25 protein-coding genes are annotated in these 21,235 nt (G+C 47.5%); 5 read left to right on the forward strand and 20 right to left on the reverse strand.

Features of this window, described 5'->3' with window-relative positions; all coding sequences use genetic code 11:
* Nucleotides 1–14 precede the first annotated feature (14 nt).
* From traN to MUN53_RS02880, 5 genes are all read left to right on the forward strand, one after another.
* On the forward strand, nucleotides 15–995 hold the full coding sequence (gene traN, locus MUN53_RS02860; RefSeq protein WP_008766646.1) for a conjugative transposon protein TraN: 981 nt from the start codon (nucleotides 15–17) through the stop codon (nucleotides 993–995).
* Between the two features lie 2 nt (nucleotides 996–997).
* Nucleotides 998–1,570: a conjugal transfer protein TraO gene (locus tag MUN53_RS02865; RefSeq protein ID WP_008766645.1), complete on the forward strand. Its 573-nt coding sequence runs from the start codon at nucleotides 998–1,000 to the stop codon at nucleotides 1,568–1,570.
* A 13-nt stretch (nucleotides 1,571–1,583) separates the two neighbouring features.
* Nucleotides 1,584–2,459 (forward strand): toprim domain-containing protein, encoded by an 876-nt coding sequence (locus MUN53_RS02870; protein ID WP_243323317.1) that lies wholly within the window; start codon nucleotides 1,584–1,586, stop codon nucleotides 2,457–2,459.
* A gap of 73 nt (nucleotides 2,460–2,532) precedes the next feature.
* The gene (locus tag MUN53_RS02875) at nucleotides 2,533–3,036 is read left to right on the forward strand and encodes a DUF3872 domain-containing protein (RefSeq protein WP_370645661.1); all 504 of its coding nucleotides are present in this window, start codon (nucleotides 2,533–2,535) and stop codon (nucleotides 3,034–3,036) included.
* Nucleotides 3,027–3,545: a glycoside hydrolase family protein gene (locus MUN53_RS02880; RefSeq protein WP_016270779.1), complete on the forward strand. Its 519-nt coding sequence runs from the start codon at nucleotides 3,027–3,029 to the stop codon at nucleotides 3,543–3,545. The genes MUN53_RS02875 and MUN53_RS02880 overlap by 10 nt, the downstream gene beginning before the upstream one ends.
* 76 nt (nucleotides 3,546–3,621) lie before the next feature.
* Here MUN53_RS02880 and MUN53_RS02885 read toward each other — a convergent pair whose 3' ends face one another.
* The 20 genes from MUN53_RS02885 to pyrF all read right to left on the reverse strand — a co-directional run bounded on the left by MUN53_RS02885 (nucleotide 3,622) and on the right by pyrF (nucleotide 21,224).
* Nucleotides 3,622–4,545: a hypothetical protein gene (locus MUN53_RS02885; protein ID WP_008766256.1), complete on the reverse strand. Its 924-nt coding sequence runs from the start codon at nucleotides 4,543–4,545 to the stop codon at nucleotides 3,622–3,624.
* Between the two features lie 57 nt (nucleotides 4,546–4,602).
* Nucleotides 4,603–4,893 (reverse strand): DUF4120 family protein, encoded by a 291-nt coding sequence (locus MUN53_RS02890; RefSeq protein WP_016270778.1) that lies wholly within the window; start codon nucleotides 4,891–4,893, stop codon nucleotides 4,603–4,605.
* 243 nt (nucleotides 4,894–5,136) lie between these two features.
* Nucleotides 5,137–5,655 (reverse strand): hypothetical protein, encoded by a 519-nt coding sequence (locus MUN53_RS02895; RefSeq protein ID WP_008766255.1) that lies wholly within the window; start codon nucleotides 5,653–5,655, stop codon nucleotides 5,137–5,139.
* Between the two features lie 11 nt (nucleotides 5,656–5,666).
* On the reverse strand, nucleotides 5,667–6,377 hold the full coding sequence (locus MUN53_RS02900; protein WP_008766254.1) for a hypothetical protein: 711 nt from the start codon (nucleotides 6,375–6,377) through the stop codon (nucleotides 5,667–5,669).
* Between the two features lie 32 nt (nucleotides 6,378–6,409).
* Nucleotides 6,410–7,432 carry an LPD29 domain-containing protein gene (locus MUN53_RS02905; protein ID WP_008766253.1) on the reverse strand — a complete coding sequence of 341 codons (1,023 nt, stop codon included), beginning with the start codon at nucleotides 7,430–7,432 and terminating at the stop codon, nucleotides 6,410–6,412.
* Nucleotides 7,433–7,444: 12 nt separating this feature from the next.
* Nucleotides 7,445–7,654, reverse strand: coding sequence for a hypothetical protein (locus tag MUN53_RS02910; RefSeq protein ID WP_008766252.1), 210 nt, complete (start codon nucleotides 7,652–7,654; stop codon nucleotides 7,445–7,447).
* Between the two features lies 1 nt (nucleotide 7,655).
* A complete protein-coding gene (locus MUN53_RS02915; RefSeq protein WP_008766251.1) occupies nucleotides 7,656–8,273 on the reverse strand; it encodes a hypothetical protein in 618 nt (205 codons plus the stop codon).
* The gene (locus MUN53_RS02920) at nucleotides 8,270–8,863 is read right to left on the reverse strand and encodes a hypothetical protein (RefSeq protein ID WP_008766250.1); all 594 of its coding nucleotides are present in this window, start codon (nucleotides 8,861–8,863) and stop codon (nucleotides 8,270–8,272) included. The genes MUN53_RS02915 and MUN53_RS02920 overlap by 4 nt, the downstream gene beginning before the upstream one ends.
* 37 nt (nucleotides 8,864–8,900) lie before the next feature.
* Nucleotides 8,901–9,830, reverse strand: coding sequence for a hypothetical protein (locus tag MUN53_RS02925; protein ID WP_008766249.1), 930 nt, complete (start codon nucleotides 9,828–9,830; stop codon nucleotides 8,901–8,903).
* Nucleotides 9,831–9,920: 90 nt separating this feature from the next.
* Nucleotides 9,921–10,208, reverse strand: a complete 288-nt coding sequence (locus MUN53_RS02930) for a hypothetical protein (RefSeq protein WP_243323318.1) — start codon at nucleotides 10,206–10,208, stop codon at nucleotides 9,921–9,923.
* A gap of 17 nt (nucleotides 10,209–10,225) precedes the next feature.
* On the reverse strand, nucleotides 10,226–10,594 hold the full coding sequence (locus MUN53_RS02935) for a hypothetical protein (protein WP_008766247.1): 369 nt from the start codon (nucleotides 10,592–10,594) through the stop codon (nucleotides 10,226–10,228).
* Between the two features lie 16 nt (nucleotides 10,595–10,610).
* Nucleotides 10,611–10,925, reverse strand: a complete 315-nt coding sequence (locus tag MUN53_RS02940; RefSeq protein ID WP_008766246.1) for a hypothetical protein — start codon at nucleotides 10,923–10,925, stop codon at nucleotides 10,611–10,613.
* Nucleotides 10,926–10,938: 13 nt separating this feature from the next.
* Nucleotides 10,939–11,436, reverse strand: coding sequence for a hypothetical protein (locus MUN53_RS02945; protein WP_032559782.1), 498 nt, complete (start codon nucleotides 11,434–11,436; stop codon nucleotides 10,939–10,941).
* Nucleotides 11,437–11,661: 225 nt separating this feature from the next.
* Entirely contained in the window at nucleotides 11,662–14,664 is a 3,003-nt protein-coding gene (locus MUN53_RS02950) for an N-6 DNA methylase (RefSeq protein ID WP_008766244.1), read from the reverse strand.
* 79 nt (nucleotides 14,665–14,743) lie between these two features.
* Entirely contained in the window at nucleotides 14,744–15,685 is a 942-nt protein-coding gene (locus tag MUN53_RS02955) for a hypothetical protein (protein ID WP_008766243.1), read from the reverse strand.
* Nucleotides 15,686–15,704: 19 nt separating this feature from the next.
* Nucleotides 15,705–16,523: a DUF4121 family protein gene (locus MUN53_RS02960; protein ID WP_008766242.1), complete on the reverse strand. Its 819-nt coding sequence runs from the start codon at nucleotides 16,521–16,523 to the stop codon at nucleotides 15,705–15,707.
* A gap of 541 nt (nucleotides 16,524–17,064) precedes the next feature.
* On the reverse strand, nucleotides 17,065–17,853 hold the full coding sequence (gene lpxA / locus MUN53_RS02965; protein WP_243323319.1) for an acyl-ACP--UDP-N-acetylglucosamine O-acyltransferase: 789 nt from the start codon (nucleotides 17,851–17,853) through the stop codon (nucleotides 17,065–17,067).
* A gap of 14 nt (nucleotides 17,854–17,867) precedes the next feature.
* Entirely contained in the window at nucleotides 17,868–19,253 is a 1,386-nt protein-coding gene (locus MUN53_RS02970; RefSeq protein ID WP_243323321.1) for a bifunctional UDP-3-O-[3-hydroxymyristoyl] N-acetylglucosamine deacetylase/3-hydroxyacyl-ACP dehydratase, read from the reverse strand.
* 5 nt (nucleotides 19,254–19,258) lie between these two features.
* Entirely contained in the window at nucleotides 19,259–20,305 is a 1,047-nt protein-coding gene (lpxD, locus tag MUN53_RS02975) for a UDP-3-O-(3-hydroxymyristoyl)glucosamine N-acyltransferase (RefSeq protein WP_243323323.1), read from the reverse strand.
* A gap of 88 nt (nucleotides 20,306–20,393) precedes the next feature.
* Nucleotides 20,394–21,224, reverse strand: a complete 831-nt coding sequence (pyrF, locus tag MUN53_RS02980; protein WP_243323324.1) for an orotidine-5'-phosphate decarboxylase — start codon at nucleotides 21,222–21,224, stop codon at nucleotides 20,394–20,396.
* Nucleotides 21,225–21,235: the final 11 nt, after the last annotated feature.

Genomic DNA, 21,235 nt, shown 5'->3' on the forward strand with positions numbered 1-21,235 from the left:
AAAATTCACAAAGTATGAAAAAGATTTTTGTAATGTTTGCCCTCATGACGGGCGCAGTGAGTGCTTTTGCACAGAATGCAGCCGATTCTATATCGGCAGAAACAGGCAGAGTCACAATGACCAGGGAACTCTATCCCGGGCAGGAGGATGGCGACCTCTACCACGGTCTGACCCGGAAGCTCACCTTTGACAGGATGGTTCCCCCGTATGGGCTGGAAGTGACCTACGACAAGACCACGCACATCATTTTCCCCTCCGCCGTCCGCTATGTGGACCTCGGTTCCCCGAATCTTGTGGCGGGAAAGGCCGACGGTGCGGAGAATGTTATCCGCGTAAAGGCGGTGGTCAGGAATTTCCGTGACGAGACGAACATGTCGGTCATCACCGAAAGCGGCAGTTTCTACACGTTCAATGTCAAGTATGCGGACGAGCCGTTGTTGCTGAACATCGAGATGAAGGACTTCATCCATGACGGCAGCAAGGTGAACCGTCCGAACAACGCGCTTGACATATATCTAAAGGAACTGGGCAGTGAATCCCCCAAACTCGTGCAACTGATCAACAAGAGTATCCACAAAGAGAACAAACGCCATGTCAAGCACATCGGTAGCAAGGCTTTCGGCATCCAGTACCTCCTGCGCGGTATTTATACCCATAACGGGCTGCTCTATTTCCACACGCAGGTACGCAACCAGTCGAATGTGCCTTTCGAGGTGGATTTCGTGACGTTCAAGATTGTGGATAAGAAGGTAATGAAGCGTACAGCCATCCAGGAGCAGATTGTTTTTCCTCTCAGAGCCTATAACTATGCCACTTTGGTAGCTGGAAATAAGGACGAACGTACCATGTTCACTTTTGACAAGTTCACCATCCCTGCCGGTAAGGTGCTGGTCGTGGAACTGAACGAGAAAAGCGGCGGGCGTCACCAGTCGTTCACCGTGGAGAGCGAGGACATCGTGAGAGCCAAAGTGATCAACGAACTTAAAGTGAAGTAGCCATGCGTAAGGTCATCTATATGTTAGTAGCGGTCGTATCGCTTGCCCTGTTTTCAGGGCAGGCATACGCCCAACGCTGTCTCCCCGGCATGAAAGGCGTGGAGCTGCGGGGCGGATTTGCGGAAGGCTCGAAATCACCCTTGAACCATTATGCGGGATTCGCGGTATCGGGATATACCAAGAAAGCCAACCGCTGGATTGTCGGTGCGGAATACCTGTTGAAGAATTACGAGTACCGTAACGTGTCCGTTCCTCGTGCGCAGTTCACTGCCGAGGGTGGGTACTATCTGAAATTCCTGTCCGACCCTTCCAAAACACTGTTCCTTTCCATCGGCGGCTCGGCTTTGGCCGGTTACGAAACCGTGAATTGGGGGAATAAGATGTTGTATGACGGCTCGAAGTTGCTCGCCAAGGATGCCTTTATCTATGGCGGGGCGATAACACTGGAGCTTGAAACCTATGTCACGGACCGTATCGTGCTGCTTGCCAGCGTCCGGGAACGCGCCATGTGGGGAGGTTCATTATCCGTGTTCACTATGCAATTCGGGCTGGGCGTGAAATTTATCATCAATTAAAACATCACGGCTTATGAATATAGAAGATATAAGGAAGATTCCCATTACGGATTTTCTGGCACGGATGGGACATGAGCCGACGGCCCGGAAAGGGAATGAATGGTGGTATTCCGCCCCTTATCGGGAAGAACGGACACCGTCGTTCAGGGTGAATATTCTAAAGAATGTGTGGCAGGACTTCGGCATCGGGCGTGGCGGGGATATATTCTCGCTTGCAGGAGAAATCATTGGCAGCGGTGATTTCAAGTCGCAGGCTAAATTCATTTCGGAATCATTGGGTGGTATTGTTCCGGAAATAGTTTTCCGTCCGAAAGAAAAATGTTTCGACACCACACCTGGTGAAGAGAATTGCTTCGTGAATGTACGCATTGAGCCATTGAACAACAAAATCCTGCTCAATTATCTGAAAGAGCGTGGCATTTGCAGCGATGTGGCATTGCCGAACTGTGAGGAAGTCAGATATACCTTGCATGGCAAGCGGTACTTCTCCATCGGATTCAGGAACATCAGCGGTGGGTATGAGTTGCGCAGCCGCCTGTTCAAGGGCAGTATGTCGCCGAAGGACATATCGCTCATCGACAACGGTTCGGACACCTGTAACATTTTCGAGGGGTTCATTGACTATCTCTCATGGATGGTGCTCGGCCTGGGATGCGGCGATGACTACCTCGTGCTGAACTCGGTGGCTTTATTGGAACGCTCGTATGGTTTCCTTGACAAGTACGACCGGGTCAATTGTTACCTGGACCGTGACGAAGCGGGGCGAAGGACACTGGAAGCCCTCCGCAAACGCTACGGCAACAAGATAGAGGACTGTTCTTCCCTGTACAAGGGATTCAAGGATTTGAACGAATACCTGCAATATTGGGAAGGAATTATTGAACCATAGAAAAACCATTAAAATGACAATGAACATGAAAAAGAAAAATAAGATGAACGCGTTTGCCGCTATCTTTTCGGCAATGCTTGCGACTGTAGTAGCAATAGCCCTGGTATCCTGTGACAATGATTTGGATGTGCAGCAGGGATATCCCTTCACAGTGGAGACGATGCCAGTACCCAAACGTATCGTGAAAGGCGAGACCGTGGAAATACGGTGCGAACTCAAGCGTGAGGGCCGGTTCTCCGATGCACGGTACACCGTCCGTTATTTCCAGCCTGACGGCAAAGGCTCGCTCCGCATGGACGACGGGATGGTGTTGCTGCCCAACGACCGTTATCCGCTTGACAGGGAGGTGTTCCGGCTGTACTACACTTCCGAGTGCGAGGACCAACAGAGTATTGACATATATTTCGAGGACAACAGTGCCCCTGCACAATTATTCCTGCTTAGTTTTGATTTCAACAACGAGAAAAAGGATGACGCAGAAGATGATACGGGAGGAACCGGCAGAATTCCCCGAACCGGTGGGGAACTTGTGAAAAATCCTTTGGTGAACATTGAAACGGTTACGGTATGCGAGTGATTGTAGCGGCTATATGCCTGATTCTAACCTGTAACTGTCTGGCGGCTCATCCACGGGGAGGCGGTGGCTCGCCTCCCACTGCCACGGAAATCCCGGATTCGCTTTTCGAGCAGGCCATCGCCTGCATCAAGCGGTTCGAGGGTTGGCATGGAAAACATCTGCCTTATGTGGGCTGGGGTCACAAACTTTTGCCGGGAGAGACGTTCAGACCGGATATGAGCAAGGCACAGGCGGATTCATTGCTCAGAGCGGATTTGAGGAAACTGTGCAGGATGTGCAGCCGTTTCGGAAAGGATGCCCTTTTAGTCGCCACCTTGTCTTATAATGTGGGATATTACCGTGTGGTCGGCTATGGCAAGATACCCAAGAGCAGGCTTATTCAAAAGTTGGAAGCCGGGGACAGGGACATTTACAACGAGTATGTCTCATTCCGGTGCTACAAGGGGAAAGTGGTACCGAGCATTGAACGGAGAAGAAAAGTGGAATATATGCTACTGTTTAAGAAGTAAAAAAGAAGAGGGAGAATCATTCGGCATCAGACCGCCAGGTTCTCCCTCTTTTGTGATTTCAATGGAATCCATCCGTTCAGCCTACCGGTATGGCGTCCATGATTTCCGCTTCTTCTGGCAGGCGTGACAGCAATAGCTCCGCCATCGCCCCGTTCTGCGGAATCAAAGCCGGAAAGTCCGTCTTACCAGGTTTGTATATCTCCGTAGCGACATTGTAAAGATCCCAGGCGGTAATCTGTCCCTTTGTCATTACCAGCTTCAGCACCTCTTCCGTGAATACCGATATCTGCCCCTGATTCAAGGGATAGGTCTCCACGGTGGAGGAAAGGTTCTTGTCCGCGCTGTCGTGGGAAACACGCAATGCCGTCAACAGTCCTATATACATATATATTTCTTCCAAAGGGATAACTCTGCGTTTCAATCTCTGTATCCGTTCGATGTCCTCGTTCATGTTCACCTCGAAGTTTGCCATCCAGCCATCCACGGTGTCGAACAACTCTTCTGTAGTCACCTTTTTCTTTCCATAATTACATACGCTTCTTTCCGGAGAAAGGATGCACTGGTTATGGCAGATTTTCACACAAGGGCCTATGGCCGCCTGTACCCCGTCCTGGTGGTAGGCTACGACAAGCGTGGTCGTCAGCTCGTCGGTTTCCCAGTCCTTGATGCGGATGGTGGTGAAGATACGGCGGAGTATATGCGCTTCCACCGCCTTTTCCCCGTGGATTTGTTCCACTTGCGGGAGTATGCTCACGCCGGGTTGTGTCTTGTTCCTGTTTTGTGCGGCGAAGATTTCCTCCACCTCGTAGTCAAGGTTGTGCTTTTCACAGATATCCATCATGCGCTGGATGACCTGGTAATGGTAGATGCCCTGTACCGGATTGTTGTAAATGTCATTCTCCTTGTAGGTACGCTGTAATGTCTCGAAGTCCATCACTTCGATTCCGTTCTGCTGGAAATCAAACTGCTGTTGTCTTTCCAATACTGCCAGATTTGCCATAATCTTGAAGTTTATTAAGTTAATACTATGTTGATGTTACTTTTCCTTTTGTTCCGGTCAGGTATGTATCTGCCATCCGTGGAACGGTTCCAGTGTGACGGCAAAAGACCTGTCCGGTATTCCGTGATAAAGCAGGCCTCCCACGATGCCGGTTCTTCCATCGGGATAGCGTTGCGTGAAGCCGAACGAATACGGGGCATGGTCGTAGTAGAGCGATATTTCATTGGGATGGTCGGGATTCTTCTCCCAGCTTTCCAGCCTGTCCAGGCACTTCTGGAACGAGGTGTCGCCGATGGACTCGGCATAGCGCTTTACATTCTCGAAATGTTCTTCATTCAGGATTTTCATGACTTTTGCATTTTATCTGTTAAACACGTCCGGCTCCGGGAGCCGGTATTTTTATTTCTCGCCTGCCTGACTGTCCCGTGTCCGCATCCGGCAAGGTTTGGCGAAAGAAAATACCGCAGCAGCGGCGAGGATGATTTTCTTTCAGCCAACCCCGAAGGGACCTGACCTTGCAGGATACACAGGACACGGGGCTACCTTTGCAGGGTGGGAAATAAAATAATAGCCCCGTTGTTGCCTGTTTTGTCAGATACGATTCAATTTTTGCATGGATTCCATCTCAGAACGGATTTCATGTTCCAATGCCGTGTATTTTTCCTTTTTCATACGCAGTTTTTCACGAAACCCTACCAGCTGTTCATCTGTATTTTCATCAAAGAACAGGTTGTTTGTACGCTGGTATTGGATATACTCACGTTCTTTACGCTCCGCGATGGAGATTTGGGCTTTGGCTGCTGACAGTCTTGACAGTGAGGAGTTGAAATTGGTACGCAGTCCGGTACGTCTGTCATAATAGCTGTAATAGGTATTGATTTGCCTTTTGGGGTACAGGCATTGCAACCGGGCTTCACGCCAGCGGACTACCCAACGGTAACGCTTGTGCAGTTCCCTCGGAAGGTCATACGAATGAAGCCGGATTGGATTGCCGGCTTCATCCTTGCATTCGATGGAAATGAATACCCAGCGTTCAACCCGCAGTTCACGCTCGGCACGTGCCAGTTCCCTGGCATATTCCATCCAGTCGTCCATTCGTTCCTGTGCCATATCGAGAAAGGTCAGCTTTCGGTAATTGTTTCCAGAAATGTCAGGTAAGCGGCAATAGCCTTGTGGCAGCCGGAAAAATCAGGCGTGCGACAACCGCGTTTCTTGTAGAAACGAATGCTCCCGGACTTATTCAACCCGCATACATGACGGTTCAATGTCCCTTTGGTCCGTATATGGATTTCAAAGCCGTCCCGTTTGGTTATTTCAAGGAACATATTTGCCGGGATGTATTCCCCGTTCAGAAACTTTTGTTTCTCCTCGTCAAGTTCCTGTTGCCACTTCGCTTCCTCCAGCCTGCGTTTCTCCTCTTCCTGTTCTTTTTGCTCCTGCCGTCTTTGTTCCTGTTTCTTCCGGTACGCTTCACGGGCTTGCAGCAAAGGAACTGTGTCAAGTCCGAGTTCTTCAAAAACACGGATCGACAAAAGGGAGACATGGTTCCCGTTTTCCGCATCCTGAAGCATATTCGCAATCCAGTTTTTGCAATACTTGACAAGTTTTTCTTTTTGTTCCTCCCTTCCAAGCATTTCCCTGGAATACTGCCCGCAAGAGAAATAGATGTTTTCAACCTTGCAGACCACATGGAAATAATCATAGTTTTCATTCCCGTATTCGTTCTTGTCCGATAACGAGAGATAGATGTTTTCCGCATACGCTTCCAGTTCCATGTACGGAGCCACGACGGTATTTCCGTCAAACTTGTATTTCAATACTTTCGCTTTCATGATTCATTCTTGTTTTGACATTTCGAGTTGTCTCAGTTGGTTTGTATTCGCCTTGCCTGCCATGCCTGATGTGCAATAATGACCTCTTCGCGTTCTTGTTCCAGCAAAGTCTTCGTCTCCGGGGTATATCCGAGGAATTGGATGTATCCGCCATTATACCCTGTGAGTCTGCACCGCATTCCGGCCTGTTCTAATTTGTCAATCCGCTTTTGCGCGGTTTTGGCACTTGAATACTCTTTCGGCCAGAAATAATGCTCGCCTTGTGAGCCGTAATGGTCTTCCCCGAGTATCATCTCGCCGATATGCCTCCTGTGTTCGATGAAACCGAACCGTGCCGTACCCAATGCCTGCCGCAGGGCCTTGTGCGCCGTACCTTCGGGGTGCTTGAACACTTCCTGCTTCTCCTTTCCCTTGCAGGCGAGTTTCGGCAATTCCACCTTGTAAGGTTTCCGGTAGCTGCCTATGCCCAATGTCAGGTAGAAATTGGTGTGGAAATAGTCCGTCATGGCATTGCTGTCATCGAAGTTGTACGACATGACAAAGTCGCAGACATTCATCATCACCTCCTTCGCACGGTCTGTAAGGTCAGGATTCCACTCTATGTTGTAGTGGTTGATGGTGTCCTGCACCTTGCCGGATTCCTTGGTGAACGCCTCGAAGTCCGCGCTCATCAGCTTGATGTAAATGGAATTGTAATTCTCCCGTCTGACGGAGAACCTGTATCTGGGATAGGTTTCCTTGAGCCAGGTCCGCACCAGTTCCACAATCTCGGGAGCGTGCTGTCCCTTGTAATTGCGGCCTTTCCACCGGTATTCGTTATATACATACTCGGCATATTCCTTTGCCGTGGCCCCGGAATAGTCATATTCGTAGCCGGTGGTGTCAGCGGACATATTAGTGGAGTCCTTCCACACGTCATAAAGTTTTTCAAACTCGACGTTCACCTGCTGCATGACGGCAGTGTCACCACCCTTGTCCGGGTGGTGCTGCAATGCCAGACGGCGGTACTCTTTCTTCAAGTCCGCCAGACTGTGTATGTTCTGAAAATAAGTCATAACCGTAAGTTTTTATGCCCCTGCAAGGCGATTGATAAAATATTCCTGATAGTCGAGGTCGAGACCGAGATTGCTGCAAGCGAGTTCAATGTCGCCTTCCCTCAAATCATCCACATCCTGTAATTCGTGCAGGTATTGAAGTTCGGAATCCAGATACTCCTGCGCTTCTGTCTTGTCGCAACTGCATGAGTTGCAGATTAAGTCAATGATATTTTCTCCCATATTATTCATTGTTAGAGGTATGTTTGTTATAGACATTTCGCTTTCCGTCGTAATCCAGATTATACCACCATTTATCGGTAGCACCGGCAAATGTCTGTGAACTATTGTTGGAAAGATAATCCGTTTCTTTCAGTCCTGTAATGCCTTCCAAAGTCCTGATGTCATTGCCGGTCCACCAACTTTGCATTATCTGCTTGAATTCTTCCAACGAACAGAAGTCAACATTCTCCTCACATTCTTCACACCATTTGCCATCACAATCATGTGCCGTATCGCAGATATACATTTCTGTATTCGCATCTATCCAGGCCTGTGTCTCCACTTGCCTTGAACCACATTCTTCGCATACCAGAACTTTAGAATCATCAGGCTCTTTTCTAAAAGCCTTGCCGTCATAAAGCGATACGGCACGTTCCACCAGCAAAGTCCGGCTGCATTCCGATAATTCGGTATAGAACCGTTCCGCCGCACCATAAATGGAATTTTCAGCCTGTGCGTTCCATTTTTCCCAAAAGTGCAGGTAGTCACCTCCGAACACGACTTTACATTCCTCCTTGCTCCATGCGTTCCACATATAGTAGAAGAAGCTGGAGACTGCATTTTCTGCGTGGTATTTCATGATTTTTCAGTTTCAGGTTCAACATTTTCTTTGCCTTCCAATTGCCTCCATACGACATCATACATTTCGTGGAGCCAGTCGATGTTCCTCGTTCCGAGTTCAAACGGACTGTGACATTCCACTTCATAACCGCTCTCTTTCTCCTCGGCAAAAACGGTCAGGCTGTTTTCCGTTACCCGAAGTCCTGTTACCATACATTCATACGGATCACCGTTCTTACTGAACCATATCACCCAGACCGGGTCGTATCCATCATCTTCAGGGAACCGTATCTCGGTCATGCAGTGTGCTTGAAGCAATTGTCGTATCGCTTCAATGATATCCGCTCGTAATTCCTCAATTCTCCCGCTAAAATCAATGGATGCCGAAGTCCCTTTCCCGTTTCGTTGAGCCACAGAAAGAATCTGTGTGTCGGGGTGAACCCCGAAATTCCAGTCTACATCTTCATCATCGAGAGTAGTGTGGATATTGCCGCCCAGAACCAGCCCACAGTCCTCAGACACCATTTGTCTTGCTTCATCGTGGTCTTCAGCCACTACCGTGTAAGTGCCCTCGAAGGCATACCTTACTCTTACATCATACTTTGCCATAATTCTTATGATTTGATTGTTTGTAATTGATTTAACATTAAGAGACTATGCTGACAGGATTGTTGAAAAATGAATCGTCCACGCCATACACATGCTGTATGGAATAGTCGTACTTGGATCGTTCATCGTCCAGACGGAAACGGAAGCCGTTACAGCCTTTGACTTCCAGCTTGAGCTTCACATCTTGTTTCAGTTCCATTTCAAGCAGGCTTCCGCCGCCATACGTGGAACTGAACAGCCCGCAACAGTTCCCTTTGGGGATAATGACCTCTTTCAGCGAGAAGTCTGCATCATACAACTCTTTCAGACTTACCTTTCCGATATAGGTCAGCAGGTTCGCACCGCAACAGGAATTGATAAGTTCCTCGTAGAATTGCTCGTATGAGACCTGTTCTTTCCCGTTCCTGCTTTTCCGGTTCGGGAAACGCCCGTAAACTTTGTAGCCGTGGCTCGTCAGCAGTTTCTTTACTTGCGCCGGATTGAGGTTCAGGCTGTCTACCATGTCCCCGAAATAGGATTCCTCGTAACTGTAACCGCCCTGCGATTCAAACCAGTTGGAGTTGATGCAGTCGTAGTCGGAAAGCATCTCCACCCGGATGGGAATGTCATCCGTGTACCTTATCAGGTCTTTCACTACGTCCGAATCGTTCCTGCTGTAAATCTCGTCCCGGATTGCATCCTCATGTTCATCGAAAAAGGCATCGACCTCGTGTTCGTCAAAGTCGTTGAATACAAAGCATTCTTCTTTCAGCTTTTCCATAATCCCATGAACAGCTTCATATTCCGCATCGCCATACCATTCGCCCGCCTTTTCCCACAGGCAATCGCAATTCCGCCTGTCCAGACATTTCCGGATGATGTCAAGGTGGTTGTCAAGGTTGTCGTTATAATCCGTCCATACCAGCGTGTAGGATGGTTCCATGAGGGATTTCACGAAATCCAACGTAAGCGTTCTCTGTTCTTCCATTTTTCTTTACCTGTGTACGGCAGGGTTCTGTTTCCCGTACATACCGTTATAAATGACAGAAGCGACCTTCCGGCCGCCTCCGTATTACTATTACCCATACAGTTCTTTCACTATCTCGTCATACCTTTCCTTTACCATCTCCGTCTTACGGTTGAAGTGAAAATATGCGGTGTACCTGTAACCGGTACTTGGCTCTCCGCCGCATTGTCGTATTGCCGTGTCAATATCCCAGTCAATATCACCAATGCCGAGTGATATGCTTGTGCCTTGCAACAGACAACGGGCAAGCCGGAGCGCGGAATCCTTCTTGTTTTCCTTGCGAAGCCTGTCGAGAGCCATCATTGCAATTTGCCGGTTTGAAATCTTCAACTCTTCCATATATTCATCTGTTTGGGTCAGACAATCCCGGCCAGTTGTTTGAACCGCGCTACGATCTCATTGCACTTGCTTTCGGCAAGCCCTTCATGTTTTCGGCAAATAGCACAATATTCCTTCCAGGGCCTGCCTTCAAGCTCGTGTTCGTATGATGACATGACCAATTCCGGATATTCCTCAAAAAGGATATTGAACGCTTTTCTCCATTTGCGAACCTGCCACGAACCGCTTGCTACCAATTTTATGAATTCAAACATCTGTTTGTCCGTTTTTACATCCAAGTCATAAAAATGGTCTGTTTTCGGCCATACGTTGTTGGAATGCTGCCAGGTCTCAATCTGCTTGTTTTTGGCATTGTATGCCATTTTTGTGATTATCTGGTAACTCATGTTGATATATATGTTTTCAGTTCATTATCATATTGTTCCTTTTCCTGTCGCGGCTTGCCAGCATACCGAAATGGATGCTGAATATGCGCTGTCCGAAGCAGATTGGTGAATTGTACTCCATGCGCTGCCACAGCGTGAAATGGTCGTTTGCGTAAGACCAGCGGAAATGTCCCGACAGCGAGCCGAAGGTGGGATTGACGTTTCTTCCGATAAGCATCCGGTTCACGTCCACGATGTTGTCGGAGGTCAGGATGATGTTCAGGATTTCCACGAAAGCCATCTGCGTGAAACTGTCTGTCGGTAAGACCGGTCCGAGAAAATTGATGTTCATAAGCGTTTGTCTTTTAATCGTAATTGTCATCGAATACTTCAAAACGAGGGAAACAGTTATCGAAATAGTTGCCTGATATGCCCGGATAATACAGCAGGCTGTCATCCCCGCTGTCCGGGCAGGAGTCATCGTCGATATAGGTCACGTTCCCGAACAGTTCCAGGTAATGCGCTACCAGCAGGTGCGGGTCTTCCGTACTGATATCGTGTCCGTAACGGTCGCACCAGTCGAAGAAAAAATCCTTGTCGGGTTCCTCCAGCTGCTCCATTGCCTCCCTTATATCAAAGAAGTTGGGACAAAGCCATTCCCTGTTGATAAGCGGGTCCGGGATTTCCTCCCATTTCGTATACCTGTACTCCGGTGTTTCCTCTTCGGGAAACAATTCGGAGCAGGTGCATAGGAATTCTCCCATGTCGCCGAAATCGGACATACGCAGCAGGCTGTCCCTTTCCTGCCGGATGTCGATGAGATGCTGCGTGGTCACTGCCACTTCTGCCTGATTCAAGTCCATAATCTTTTTCATTACAGTTATTGATGCGGAACCGGGGATTTTATTCCACAGGCTCCAAAAGGTCCGGGCCCCGGCTGTGCAGGGTTTTTCGGGGAAATACCGGAGCCTCCGGCGAGGATGATTTTCCCGAAAACCGCTTGCGGCTTGACCTTGCCCAGCCGGTAAAGGCGCGGAGTTACCTTTGCCTGTGGAATGGAATCTGCGGTTATTCATGTTTTTTCATTTTTAGCCGGTTATGCGCTGGCTTCCCCAGCTGATATGTATCTTGCCCTCCCTGTCACGTTCCCTGACCAGCAGGCTCTCGATGACGGACATAGTGACGTCAAACTCCTCGAAGATGTCTGACTGTTCTTTCACCTCACCACTTTTGATGAACTCGTTCAGCCGCTCCTTGGTAAGTACCAGTGCCATCAGGTTCTGCTCCACGGAATCCTTGTAGGTGACATAATGTACGTCCTTCAGTTCTTTGGAATCAAGACGTATGAAGCGGAAGTAGAACTGCTCCATCTTCGGGATATTCCATTGGAGCGATTCCAGAATCACATCGTTACAGGTCGGGATGTTCACCGAACTGCTCAGACTCTGCTGTGTGCAGACCAGTATGCCGTTGACGGTGGAATCGAACTCAGTCACGATGCTCTGCCGTTTCTTGAAGGTCACGTCGCCTTTGACCACAAACACCGGACGGTTCGGAAAGCATTCGCGGAGATGATTCTCGTAAAGGTCGAACGCCGCTATGGAGGTGCAGCCGACAGCCACCTTGCCGGGAATCTTCCGTATCAGTTTCTCGATATATCTTGTCTTGTTCGGAATCCCGTCGCCGAAATAGCCATCTATCAGGTGCGGGACGGAGCACGCCTTGATGAGCAGCTTGATCTGTCGCATGAGCCTAAGCCCGGCATCCTTCTTCGCGTCTCCCGTACTGTTGTAATACAGCTCGCAAATGCGGCAGAATTCCTCGATAATGACGCGGTAAACCTCGTGCTCGCCTTCAGCCGGGCTGACCGTATGGGTACGTATCTTGTACTTCTCGCCTGCGAAGTCCCTGAACTTGCGGGTGATGATGGTCTTTCCGATAAGCTCCGCCAGTTCCTCCTTGTTGTACACGTCCTGGTTCTGCTTCTCTATGCCGAATACGGTGGATTTTCCGGGGCAATGACAGGAACGGAAAAGCACATGGCCTCTGAAAGCCGGGAACGGCTCTCCGTAATGCCGGTTGCTTTCTTCCTCTATCTCCTTGTCTCTGTTCTCGTGGTATATCCGGTCGCACCAGCAGACCATGTTGACGGAATTGTTGTACAGCAGTTCAAATTGGCTGTACAGTTCCGCGATGTTGTTCCGCGTGGTGGTTCCCGTGTCGAGTATCTTGTATTTGAGACGGCGGAAAATGCTCAAGACAAGCCTTGTCCGTTGTGAAGACGGGTTGGTTATCTCATCGGATTCATCGAAAACCAGGCAGAGTTTCCCGGATGTGCGTCTGACAAATTTTGACAGTCCACGCTTCAGTTTGGAGAGTATGGAGGTGGAGAGGATGAGTAATACACCTTCAGGTACTGTTTCCAAATCGGCATTACTTCTGACTATACGGAATTTCTCCCGATTGATTGTCAGAAACGGTATCCAAGTCATATTGGTGGCAATGGCCGGAGCCAGAATGACGGCATTGCGTACCTTATGGAATTTAAGCAGGTATTTTGCCCGATGATACACGGCTGCCGTCTTGCCGGAACCTTGCTGCCAGTTCAGCAAAGCATAACGCTTCTGCAAGACCAGGTTCAGGTCGTGTTTTTGAAGTGATGTAAACTCACATATCTCACCGTCCTTGTTTCTGAAAGTGGTGCGATCGAGGTATTCTTGCAGAAATGGGTCTGGTTGCATTTCTGTAAACTGCCGGTTCTGGTTTTCGTATTGCCTGCGTTTCTTGCGTATCAGTTTTTCCGCTGCACGTATCTGGCGCATGTTCTTTTCAGTCGGCAGTTCCGGTAAGGGAAGTTCGCTCCGTCCCAGCACAAGGTCATTGATACTTGCCGCCTTGTGTGAAACCTTATCCAGCAGACGGGGTGCATACTGTTTCAGCTTGAAGCCGTAGGAGGTCTTCACCAGGGCCACTTCCTTGCGTGGTACGGTATTCTGCGAGGTGATATACCTGCGGATGATACCGAGGACTTTGGTCGTGGTCAGCTTGTTCTTCTCCCATTGGTTTACCTGTTCCCGGGTGGCATTTTCCGGCGGTTTCTGGTTACGGAACTTCGTGACCAGTGCTTCCGCTTTGTCTATGTGTTTGTTCAGCTTGGTGTGGGCTTTCAACTCGTACATGTACTTGGCGAGTTTGTACTCGAATACCTCCAGTTCCTCCTTGTCAATCCGGTTGGTCTCGCGCATCAGGTCGAAGCGTATTTTGTGCTTCATCAGCCTTGCCTCGCGGATGCGCTCTTTCAATTCAGACATGGAGATGAACTCTTCCGCGTTGTAGGCCTGCATCTCGATATGCAGCGACTTGCGCAGGAACACCATTACTTTCGTGTTGAAGTTGTGGACTCCCGTGGAAGCGAAGGCATTGGGATTTAACTTCACTTGCCCGATGAACGAGAACCGGCTGTTGATGCCCGTTATGCGTGTCTTCTCCCAGAACTCGCTCTGCATGAACGAGCTGGGAACAATGACCATCAGGATGCCTGCCGGGTTGAGCACATCGTAGGCTTTTTCCATATAGTATTCCTGTGACAGCCTGTAATCAAATTTCAGGTTGAAAGGCGGATTGCCGATAATGATGTCAAAGCGTTGTTCCGGGTAATATTGCCGGATGTCGCATTTCTCGATATGGGCGTCCGGGTAGAGATACCTTGCAACGGCCACCGCCTTTCCGTCTATGTCGAAACCGTAGGTGTTATGATGGTTCGGAAGGTGGTTGAAGAAGTTTCCCATGCCGCAGCACATGTCGAGTATCATCTCGGAAGAGGCCGGAGACAGCATATCCACTATGTCTCTGCATACTTCATGCGGGGTGAAGAACTGTCCCATCTCATACTCTTTCTTGGCCTCCGCGTACTCGTTGTAATTGGCAAAGTCGGACTGTTTCAGGTTGTGCAGCCCGCCGATGCCGGTATAGCAGTTGTAGATGCTCTCCGCCGGAATCAGATCCTTGCCGGAGTCTATGGCGAAAAGAATCTTCTCGTTGACCTCGGCCCGCCTGTCCTGTGGTATCTGTTGGGGTATGATGGCGTACATATCTTTAATAGTTTACGGTTGGAAATGAAGACACCCCGCAAGAGTTGCCTTACGGGGTGCTGTGGGATTCTTCTCATGGTCAGTTCTCCGGTAATGTGATTTCATCCAATCGGAGACGCTTGAAGCAGCTCTCGGCTGCCGCGCTGTCCTTGAATTTGACGTCGATACGTCCGTTCTTGTAGAATCGGATTTGCTCGGCGTTGGTGGTCGTGAGGTCGTACCAGTCATTGACAGACACGTCGTTGTCATCGAAACGGATAATCATTTTCGAGTTGCCGCACAGTACATCATCCGCACCGTAAGCGATACCCGCGCATAGGGTTTCCAGCTCTCCACTGTAATTGTAACTGATTTTGCACCGTTGGTGGTATTGTATGTAATAATCATCGAAGCGAATGATTTCGGGAAAGACAATCTTGTCCTTCTTCAGCTCCGTTTTGACCTTGCTCCAGCAGGAAGGCTTGACTACCTTTGCGACTCTGGCAAGCAGTTCTTCCACTGCCGTTTCCCGGAAACTCTTGCCACCTAAATGCTCGATAACCGCATCCACGTATGTCCCATAGACCGGACGGAAGCCCATGCGGAGTGTCTTTTCGTTTATCCTTTGTTCCGGCACCGACACGTTGTACGTCCTGTTGAAGTAGGCGATGATACGGTTGGCGAAGTTAGAGTTGGCGTTGTGGTTCTTGTCTACCAAATCGTTCAGCACATCGAACGGCTTGAACTCGTTGTGCGAATAATCGTCCTTACCGTTTCTGAGCGAGTAAAGGTCACGCATGGATATTTTCCCATTGTCGTCGTATGAGAAGTCCCGTTCTGTTCGGTATTGTTCCGCCTCTTCCTTGAAGATGGTATACCAGCGGTCTATCCGGTCAAGCGTCTTGTAGAGCATGTCCTGCTGGTTCTGACAAAACAGGCGGTCTTGCTCGGTAATCTTGTCCTCGTTTCTTACTTGTACGCTCAATATTCCTGAAAGCAGGTCGGGAGCGTTGCCGGGTTTGAATGATGTTGTCGTTTGCATATCTGTTTGATTTTAAGTGTTAGAAATCCTGTGATTGGATACGGTGGAAATAGGTGATGTGCTTCTCCATGTCCTTGACAATCTTCACCTGCTCGGGATGGAAATTAAGCCTTCGCTCCACTGCCGGGACATCAATCTTTTCCCATTCCGACAGAGGCAGGAAGACATATTCCCTGCGGAAGCACCATACCACGATCTGGTTTTTCCAATTCCCCTTGAATACCGTTCCCTCATAGTCTTGCAGGAATTGCCGGAAGTCCTCTTCATTGTGAAAAGCGATATCAAGACTTTGGTAGAGGTTTCTCGCTTCCAGGTCTTTGTGAAGATAAAAACGGCGGTATGTCTCTGTCGTGAAATCACCATAGAGCGGTTCCGGCTCACGGTAAATCCATTGTGGGACTTTTGCCGTGAATGTAACTGATCCGTGAGCGCACGATCCGCAATGTCCCCAGTCTTTGAATGCTCCTTCCGTCCAACCGTTGAATTTCAGATCATCCGTTTTTACATGGTGGAAAGCTCCACCGCTGACGCTCAGGCGGATATTATCCGCAGATTGCCATACGAATGGGACATACGGCTGTTCGCAGATGGAAAGCAGGCCTTTCTTTTCATCCATACTGTCTATGAGTGCATTGCCGTAATAGTCCCCATGACGGCTGAGATAAATCAGCCTGTCACCGGTTTGCGGTGTGATTTCCGAGCGCGTCTGCTCTATAAGTTCGACATAACGGTTGGCCATATCCACATCCTCCTGCGTCAGCCAATGTTCATGGTCGTACAAAACATTCAGTGTCTTGAGCGTTTCAATACCGTACTTGTTCTTTGTTGCCTGTAACATGACATTGTTTTTTTGTTAGTCCGGCTTTTCGGGGCCGGAGTTCCCGTAACTACAGGCTTTAAAAGGTCGTGTTCCGTACATGCAAGGTTGGCGGGAAAAATACCGAAGCCCTCCGGGGCGAGGATGATTTTTCCACGCCACCCGGAGGGCTTGACCTTGCTTGTACGATAAGAACACGAGTTACCTTTGCCTGTGAGTTACGTGAACTCGGCTACGGTACAGATGTCATTCTTGATTTGGATTATTTTTGAAATCACCGTGAAGATTATACCCGGAAAATTCCGGTATTCAGAGGAAAAACATTATCTTTGCAGAAAGATAAAGAGTTATTTGACAGCATGAGGAATATAGTGATTCTAAACAGTTTGCATTTTTCTTATCCGTTGCCCATTCTCATGCGAGTTTCATATAATACACTGATAGTCAAACAAAATACTTCTGACTATTACAAATATAGTAAATTTTTAATAAGAAATATAGGTGTGATAAATAAAAAAGTCCTGCTTGTTGGGCAGGACTTTTGAATACAACTATTTATGAATTACATTTCGTCGATAGAACCACGAACAATGCCTCGTTTGGAAGATTTGATAAAGTTGAGGATCAAATCACGTTCCTCACTGGGCTCGTATTCTGTCTCGATAGCTTTGAGTGCATCCGAGTTGTTCAGTCCGCGGGTGTACAATGTACGATAGATATCTTGGATCAGATATACTTGCTGATTGGTAAAACCTCTGCGGCGAAGTCCTACAATATTGATTCCGCAATAAACGATCGGATCACGTCCGATCAGTGTATAAGGAGGAATATCTTTTCCGATACGTGATCCGCCCTGAATCATGACGTGCTTGGAGATACGTGAGAACTGATGTACCAATGTACCACCGCTGACGATTGCATAGTCGTCGATATCCACTTCTCCTGCTATCTGTGATGCATTACCTATAATAACATGATCTCTGACAACACAGTCGTGAGCCACGTGTGAATAAGCCATGATCAAACAATCATTTCCAACGATTGTTTTTCCTTTGGAAGCTGTTCCTCGGTTAACGGTTACACACTCGCGGATGGTTGTATTGTTTCCGATCTCGGCAGTGGTAATCTCGCCCTTGAACTTCAAGTCCTGCGGAATACCGGCAATGACAGCTCCCGGGAAAATACGGCAGTTATTACCGATGCGTGCTCCATTCAGGATGACAGCATGAGGGAATATATGGCAATTGTCTCCGATGACAACGTCCTTCTCTATAACGGCAAAAGGATCAATCTGGACATTTTCGCCGATTGTCGCTCCTGGATCAACTACGGCTAATGGTGAAATATTCATCTTGAAAATATAAGTTATTTGTTTTTAATGATCTGAGCCATAAATTCAGCTTCGCTAACCAGTTTGTCGCCCACAAAGACATATCCTTTCATTGTAGAGATACCACGACGGATCGGAGCCAGTAATTCCAGACGTAAGATTAATGTATCACCCGGAACTACTTTCTGACGGAATTTTACACCATCTATTTTCATGAAATAAGTAGAGTAACGTTCCGGTTCATCTACTGTATTGAGAACTAACAAACCTCCTGTTTGTGCCATGGCTTCTACTTGTAAAACTCCTGGCATAACCGGTTCCTGTGGGAAATGTCCCTGGAAGAAAGGTTCGTTGGTTGTTATGTTTTTCACACCTACGATATAATTCTTGCCCAACTCGATGATTTTGTCGACTAGCAAGAACGGGTAGCGGTGAGGAAGCAGTTCGCGGATACGGTTGATATCCATGACCGGTTCAGCATTCGGGTCATAGATAGGAGCCTGTACATCGTTTAATTTAATCTGTTTACGGATGATACGTGCTAATTTGTTGTTGATGCTGTGTCCCGGGCGGGTTGCAATGACACGGCCTTTGATCGGTTTGCCAATCAAAGCAATGTCTCCAATTACATCCAGCAGCTTGTGGCGAGCCGGTTCGTTGTCGAATACCAGTGGTTCGTGGTTAATATATCCCAGTTCCTGGATGTTCTGGTGGGGAACATTCATCATGTCTGCCAATTTATCCAATGCTTCTTGTGACACTTTCTGGTCGTAAATAACAATCGCATTGTCTAAATCTCCTCCTTTGATCAAGTTGTTTTGCAGAAGCATTTCCAATTCCCGTACAAATACGAAAGTACGTGAAGCAGCAATTTCGGTAGGGAAGTCTTTTACATCGTTCATGGTAGCGAACTGATTGTTCAATACCGGTGAGTTGAACGAAATCAAAGTATTGACACAGAAATGATCATCGGGCAACAACATGATTGATGCACCAGTTTCTTCGTCTTTTACTTCAACTTTGTGCTTGACGATATAATAATCCCTTGCTGCATTTTGTTCCTGAAGTCCTACTTTCTGTATTTCTTCCACATAATGGCGGGCACTGCCGTCGAGGATAGGAAACTCAGGAGCATTGACTTCGATTAAGCAGTTATCAACACCCATAGCATACAGAGCTGCCATAGCATGTTCGATCGTACTGATTTGTATATCTTTTCTGCCGATAACGGTACCACGTTGGGTGTTTATTACGTTTTCTGCCACAGCATCAATAACAGGCTGCTCAGGCAAATCAACACGTTTGATCTTATAGCCATGGTTCTCAGGTGCAGGATTGAATGATACCTCAATATTCAATCCGGAATGTAGTCCTTTACCTTGCAAGCTGAAACTTGCGGCCAGCGTATTTTGCTTCTGCATAGTCTTTATTCTTTATTTATTAATTTCTTTAATTCTGCTATTTCTCGTTGTAACTGCCCCATGGTCCGGTACATATCCGGCAATCGGTTGAAGATTGCACTCGAACGCATAAATGCTTTGGCTTGAATAGCTGGTGCACCTAAAACGGTTGTTGGCTCTTTGATGTCACTGATAACACCAGACTGTGCTCCGAAATTTACATGGTCTGTAATCTTGATATGACCGGCAAGCCCTACCTGGCCTCCGAACATACAATGTTTTCCAATCTTGGTAGATCCGGCAACACCAACTTGGGCAGCCATTACGGTGTTTTCTCCAACTTCTACGTTATGAGCTATTTGTACCAAGTTGTCTAATTTAACACCTTTATGAATGATGGTTGAATCCATAACGGCACGGTCGATTGTGGTATTGGCTCCAATCTCTACATCATCTTCCAGAACAACATTTCCCAATTGAGGGATCTTTTTATAAAGGTCGCCTTCGGGAGCAAACCCAAATCCGTCAGATCCGATGACTGAACCTGCATGCAGAATATTGTTATTCCCGATCACACAGCCATCATAGATTGTTACATGAGGATAAATAATGCAATTATCACCGATTGTTACATCATCTCCGATGTATGCCTGAGGATAAATCCGGCAATTCTTACCAATGGTTGTATTTTTACCGACATAGGCGAAATGACCGATGTAACAATTTTCTCCGACAGAAGCACTTGGGGCGATAAAAGCAGAAGAATCGATACCTGTCTGTTGTTTTTGTTTGTGTTGTTCTACCATATTCAGCAAAATAGCCAATGCTGCATAGGCATTTTCCACACGAATCAACGTGGCAGGAATCTGTTCTGTTGGAGTAAAGTCGTTATTCACCAAAACAATACTTGCCTTTGTGCTATAAATGTAGTGCTCATATTTCGGATTTGCCAGGAAGGTCAATGTCCCCGGTTTTCCTTCTTCTATCTTCGAAAAGCTTTTCACTGTTACTTCCGGATTACCTTCGACGGTTCCGTTTAGAAAGGCTGCAATTTGTTGGGCTGAAAACTCCATTACTAATTCAATTCATTTATTCATTTGGAAGATGCAGGCAACGGGCTTTTTGTTGCATGTTGCCTGTCATCTTTATATCGTTATATTATTAAATTATTCCTTTGTCTTTTAAATAGCCGGCCATTTCCTGTTGAACAGCTTTGGCTGCTTCGCGAGATGCTGCAGCAAAGTTTTCTGTTTTATCTACATAAATGATCGCTCTTGAAGAATTAACCAACAAACCGCATTGGTTGTTCATTCCATATTCGGCTACTTCTTTCAAACTTCCACCTTGTGCACCTACGCCCGGAACAAGCAGGAAGTGATTGGGGGCATGTTTACGGATATCGAGGAACATTTTGCCTTGTGTTGCTCCGACAACATACATCATTTGTTCGTCGGATGCCCATTCCTGAGATTTCTTCAGCACTTTTTCGAACAGACGTTCTCCGTTGGCGTCTTCCAATAACTGGAAGTCATGTGAACCTTTATTAGAAGTTAATGCCAACAGAATAACCCATGCTTCCGGATAGATCAGGAAAGGCTTAACACTGTCTTCACCCATATAAGGAGCAACCGTTACGGCATCTACCTTGATATGATCGAAAAACGAACGGGCATACATTTCGGATGTATTGCCGATGTCGCCGCGTTTTGCATCTGCAATGATGAATTGATCCGGATAATTCTCACGGAGATATGAAACTGTTTTCTCGAAAGCCATGATTCCTTTTACACCCATGCTTTCATAGAAAGCCATATTCGGTTTGTATGCCACGCAATAATTGGCAGTAGCATCGATAATAGCTTTGTTGAATGCAAAGATCGGATCTTCTTCTTGCAATAAGTGTTGCGGGATTTTCTTGATGTCAGTATCCAGTCCAACACATAAGAATGATTGCTTTCTTTTGATATTTTCGAATAATTGTTGTTTGTTCATCGTTGTAAATT

Source organism: Parabacteroides faecalis (assembly GCF_022809355.1).
GTDB classification, from domain to species: Bacteria; Bacteroidota; Bacteroidia; order Bacteroidales; family Tannerellaceae; genus Parabacteroides; species Parabacteroides faecalis.

Coding starts and splice junctions, on each gene's coding strand:
- MUN53_RS02890 (WP_016270778.1), bottom strand. CDS start 4,893: ATGAAAATCCTGAATGAAGAACATTTCGAGAATGTAAAGCGCTATGCC.
- MUN53_RS02910 (WP_008766252.1), bottom strand. CDS start 7,654: ATGGGAGAAAATATCATTGACTTAATCTGCAACTCATGCAGTTGCGAC.
- MUN53_RS02945 (WP_032559782.1), bottom strand. CDS start 11,436: ATGGACTTGAATCAGGCAGAAGTGGCAGTGACCACGCAGCATCTCATC.
- pyrF (WP_243323324.1), bottom strand. CDS start 21,224: ATGAACAAACAACAATTATTCGAAAATATCAAAAGAAAGCAATCATTC.
- MUN53_RS02895 (WP_008766255.1), bottom strand. CDS start 5,655: ATGGCACAGGAACGAATGGACGACTGGATGGAATATGCCAGGGAACTG.
- MUN53_RS02875 (WP_370645661.1), top strand. CDS start 2,533: ATGCTTGCGACTGTAGTAGCAATAGCCCTGGTATCCTGTGACAATGAT.
- MUN53_RS02960 (WP_008766242.1), bottom strand. CDS start 16,523: ATGTTACAGGCAACAAAGAACAAGTACGGTATTGAAACGCTCAAGACA.
- MUN53_RS02970 (WP_243323321.1), bottom strand. CDS start 19,253: ATGCAGAAGCAAAATACGCTGGCCGCAAGTTTCAGCTTGCAAGGTAAA.
- MUN53_RS02880 (WP_016270779.1), top strand. CDS start 3,027: ATGCGAGTGATTGTAGCGGCTATATGCCTGATTCTAACCTGTAACTGT.
- MUN53_RS02930 (WP_243323318.1), bottom strand. CDS start 10,208: ATGGAAGAGTTGAAGATTTCAAACCGGCAAATTGCAATGATGGCTCTC.
- MUN53_RS02950 (WP_008766244.1), bottom strand. CDS start 14,664: ATGTACGCCATCATACCCCAACAGATACCACAGGACAGGCGGGCCGAG.
- lpxD (WP_243323323.1), bottom strand. CDS start 20,305: ATGGAGTTTTCAGCCCAACAAATTGCAGCCTTTCTAAACGGAACCGTC.
- traN (WP_008766646.1), top strand. CDS start 15: ATGAAAAAGATTTTTGTAATGTTTGCCCTCATGACGGGCGCAGTGAGT.
- MUN53_RS02955 (WP_008766243.1), bottom strand. CDS start 15,685: ATGCAAACGACAACATCATTCAAACCCGGCAACGCTCCCGACCTGCTT.
- MUN53_RS02940 (WP_008766246.1), bottom strand. CDS start 10,925: ATGAACATCAATTTTCTCGGACCGGTCTTACCGACAGACAGTTTCACG.
- MUN53_RS02900 (WP_008766254.1), bottom strand. CDS start 6,377: ATGAAAGCGAAAGTATTGAAATACAAGTTTGACGGAAATACCGTCGTG.
- MUN53_RS02885 (WP_008766256.1), bottom strand. CDS start 4,545: ATGGCAAATCTGGCAGTATTGGAAAGACAACAGCAGTTTGATTTCCAG.
- lpxA (WP_243323319.1), bottom strand. CDS start 17,853: ATGAATATTTCACCATTAGCCGTAGTTGATCCAGGAGCGACAATCGGC.
- MUN53_RS02915 (WP_008766251.1), bottom strand. CDS start 8,273: ATGAAATACCACGCAGAAAATGCAGTCTCCAGCTTCTTCTACTATATG.
- MUN53_RS02920 (WP_008766250.1), bottom strand. CDS start 8,863: ATGGCAAAGTATGATGTAAGAGTAAGGTATGCCTTCGAGGGCACTTAC.
- MUN53_RS02865 (WP_008766645.1), top strand. CDS start 998: ATGCGTAAGGTCATCTATATGTTAGTAGCGGTCGTATCGCTTGCCCTG.
- MUN53_RS02935 (WP_008766247.1), bottom strand. CDS start 10,594: ATGAGTTACCAGATAATCACAAAAATGGCATACAATGCCAAAAACAAG.
- MUN53_RS02905 (WP_008766253.1), bottom strand. CDS start 7,432: ATGACTTATTTTCAGAACATACACAGTCTGGCGGACTTGAAGAAAGAG.
- MUN53_RS02925 (WP_008766249.1), bottom strand. CDS start 9,830: ATGGAAGAACAGAGAACGCTTACGTTGGATTTCGTGAAATCCCTCATG.
- MUN53_RS02870 (WP_243323317.1), top strand. CDS start 1,584: ATGAATATAGAAGATATAAGGAAGATTCCCATTACGGATTTTCTGGCA.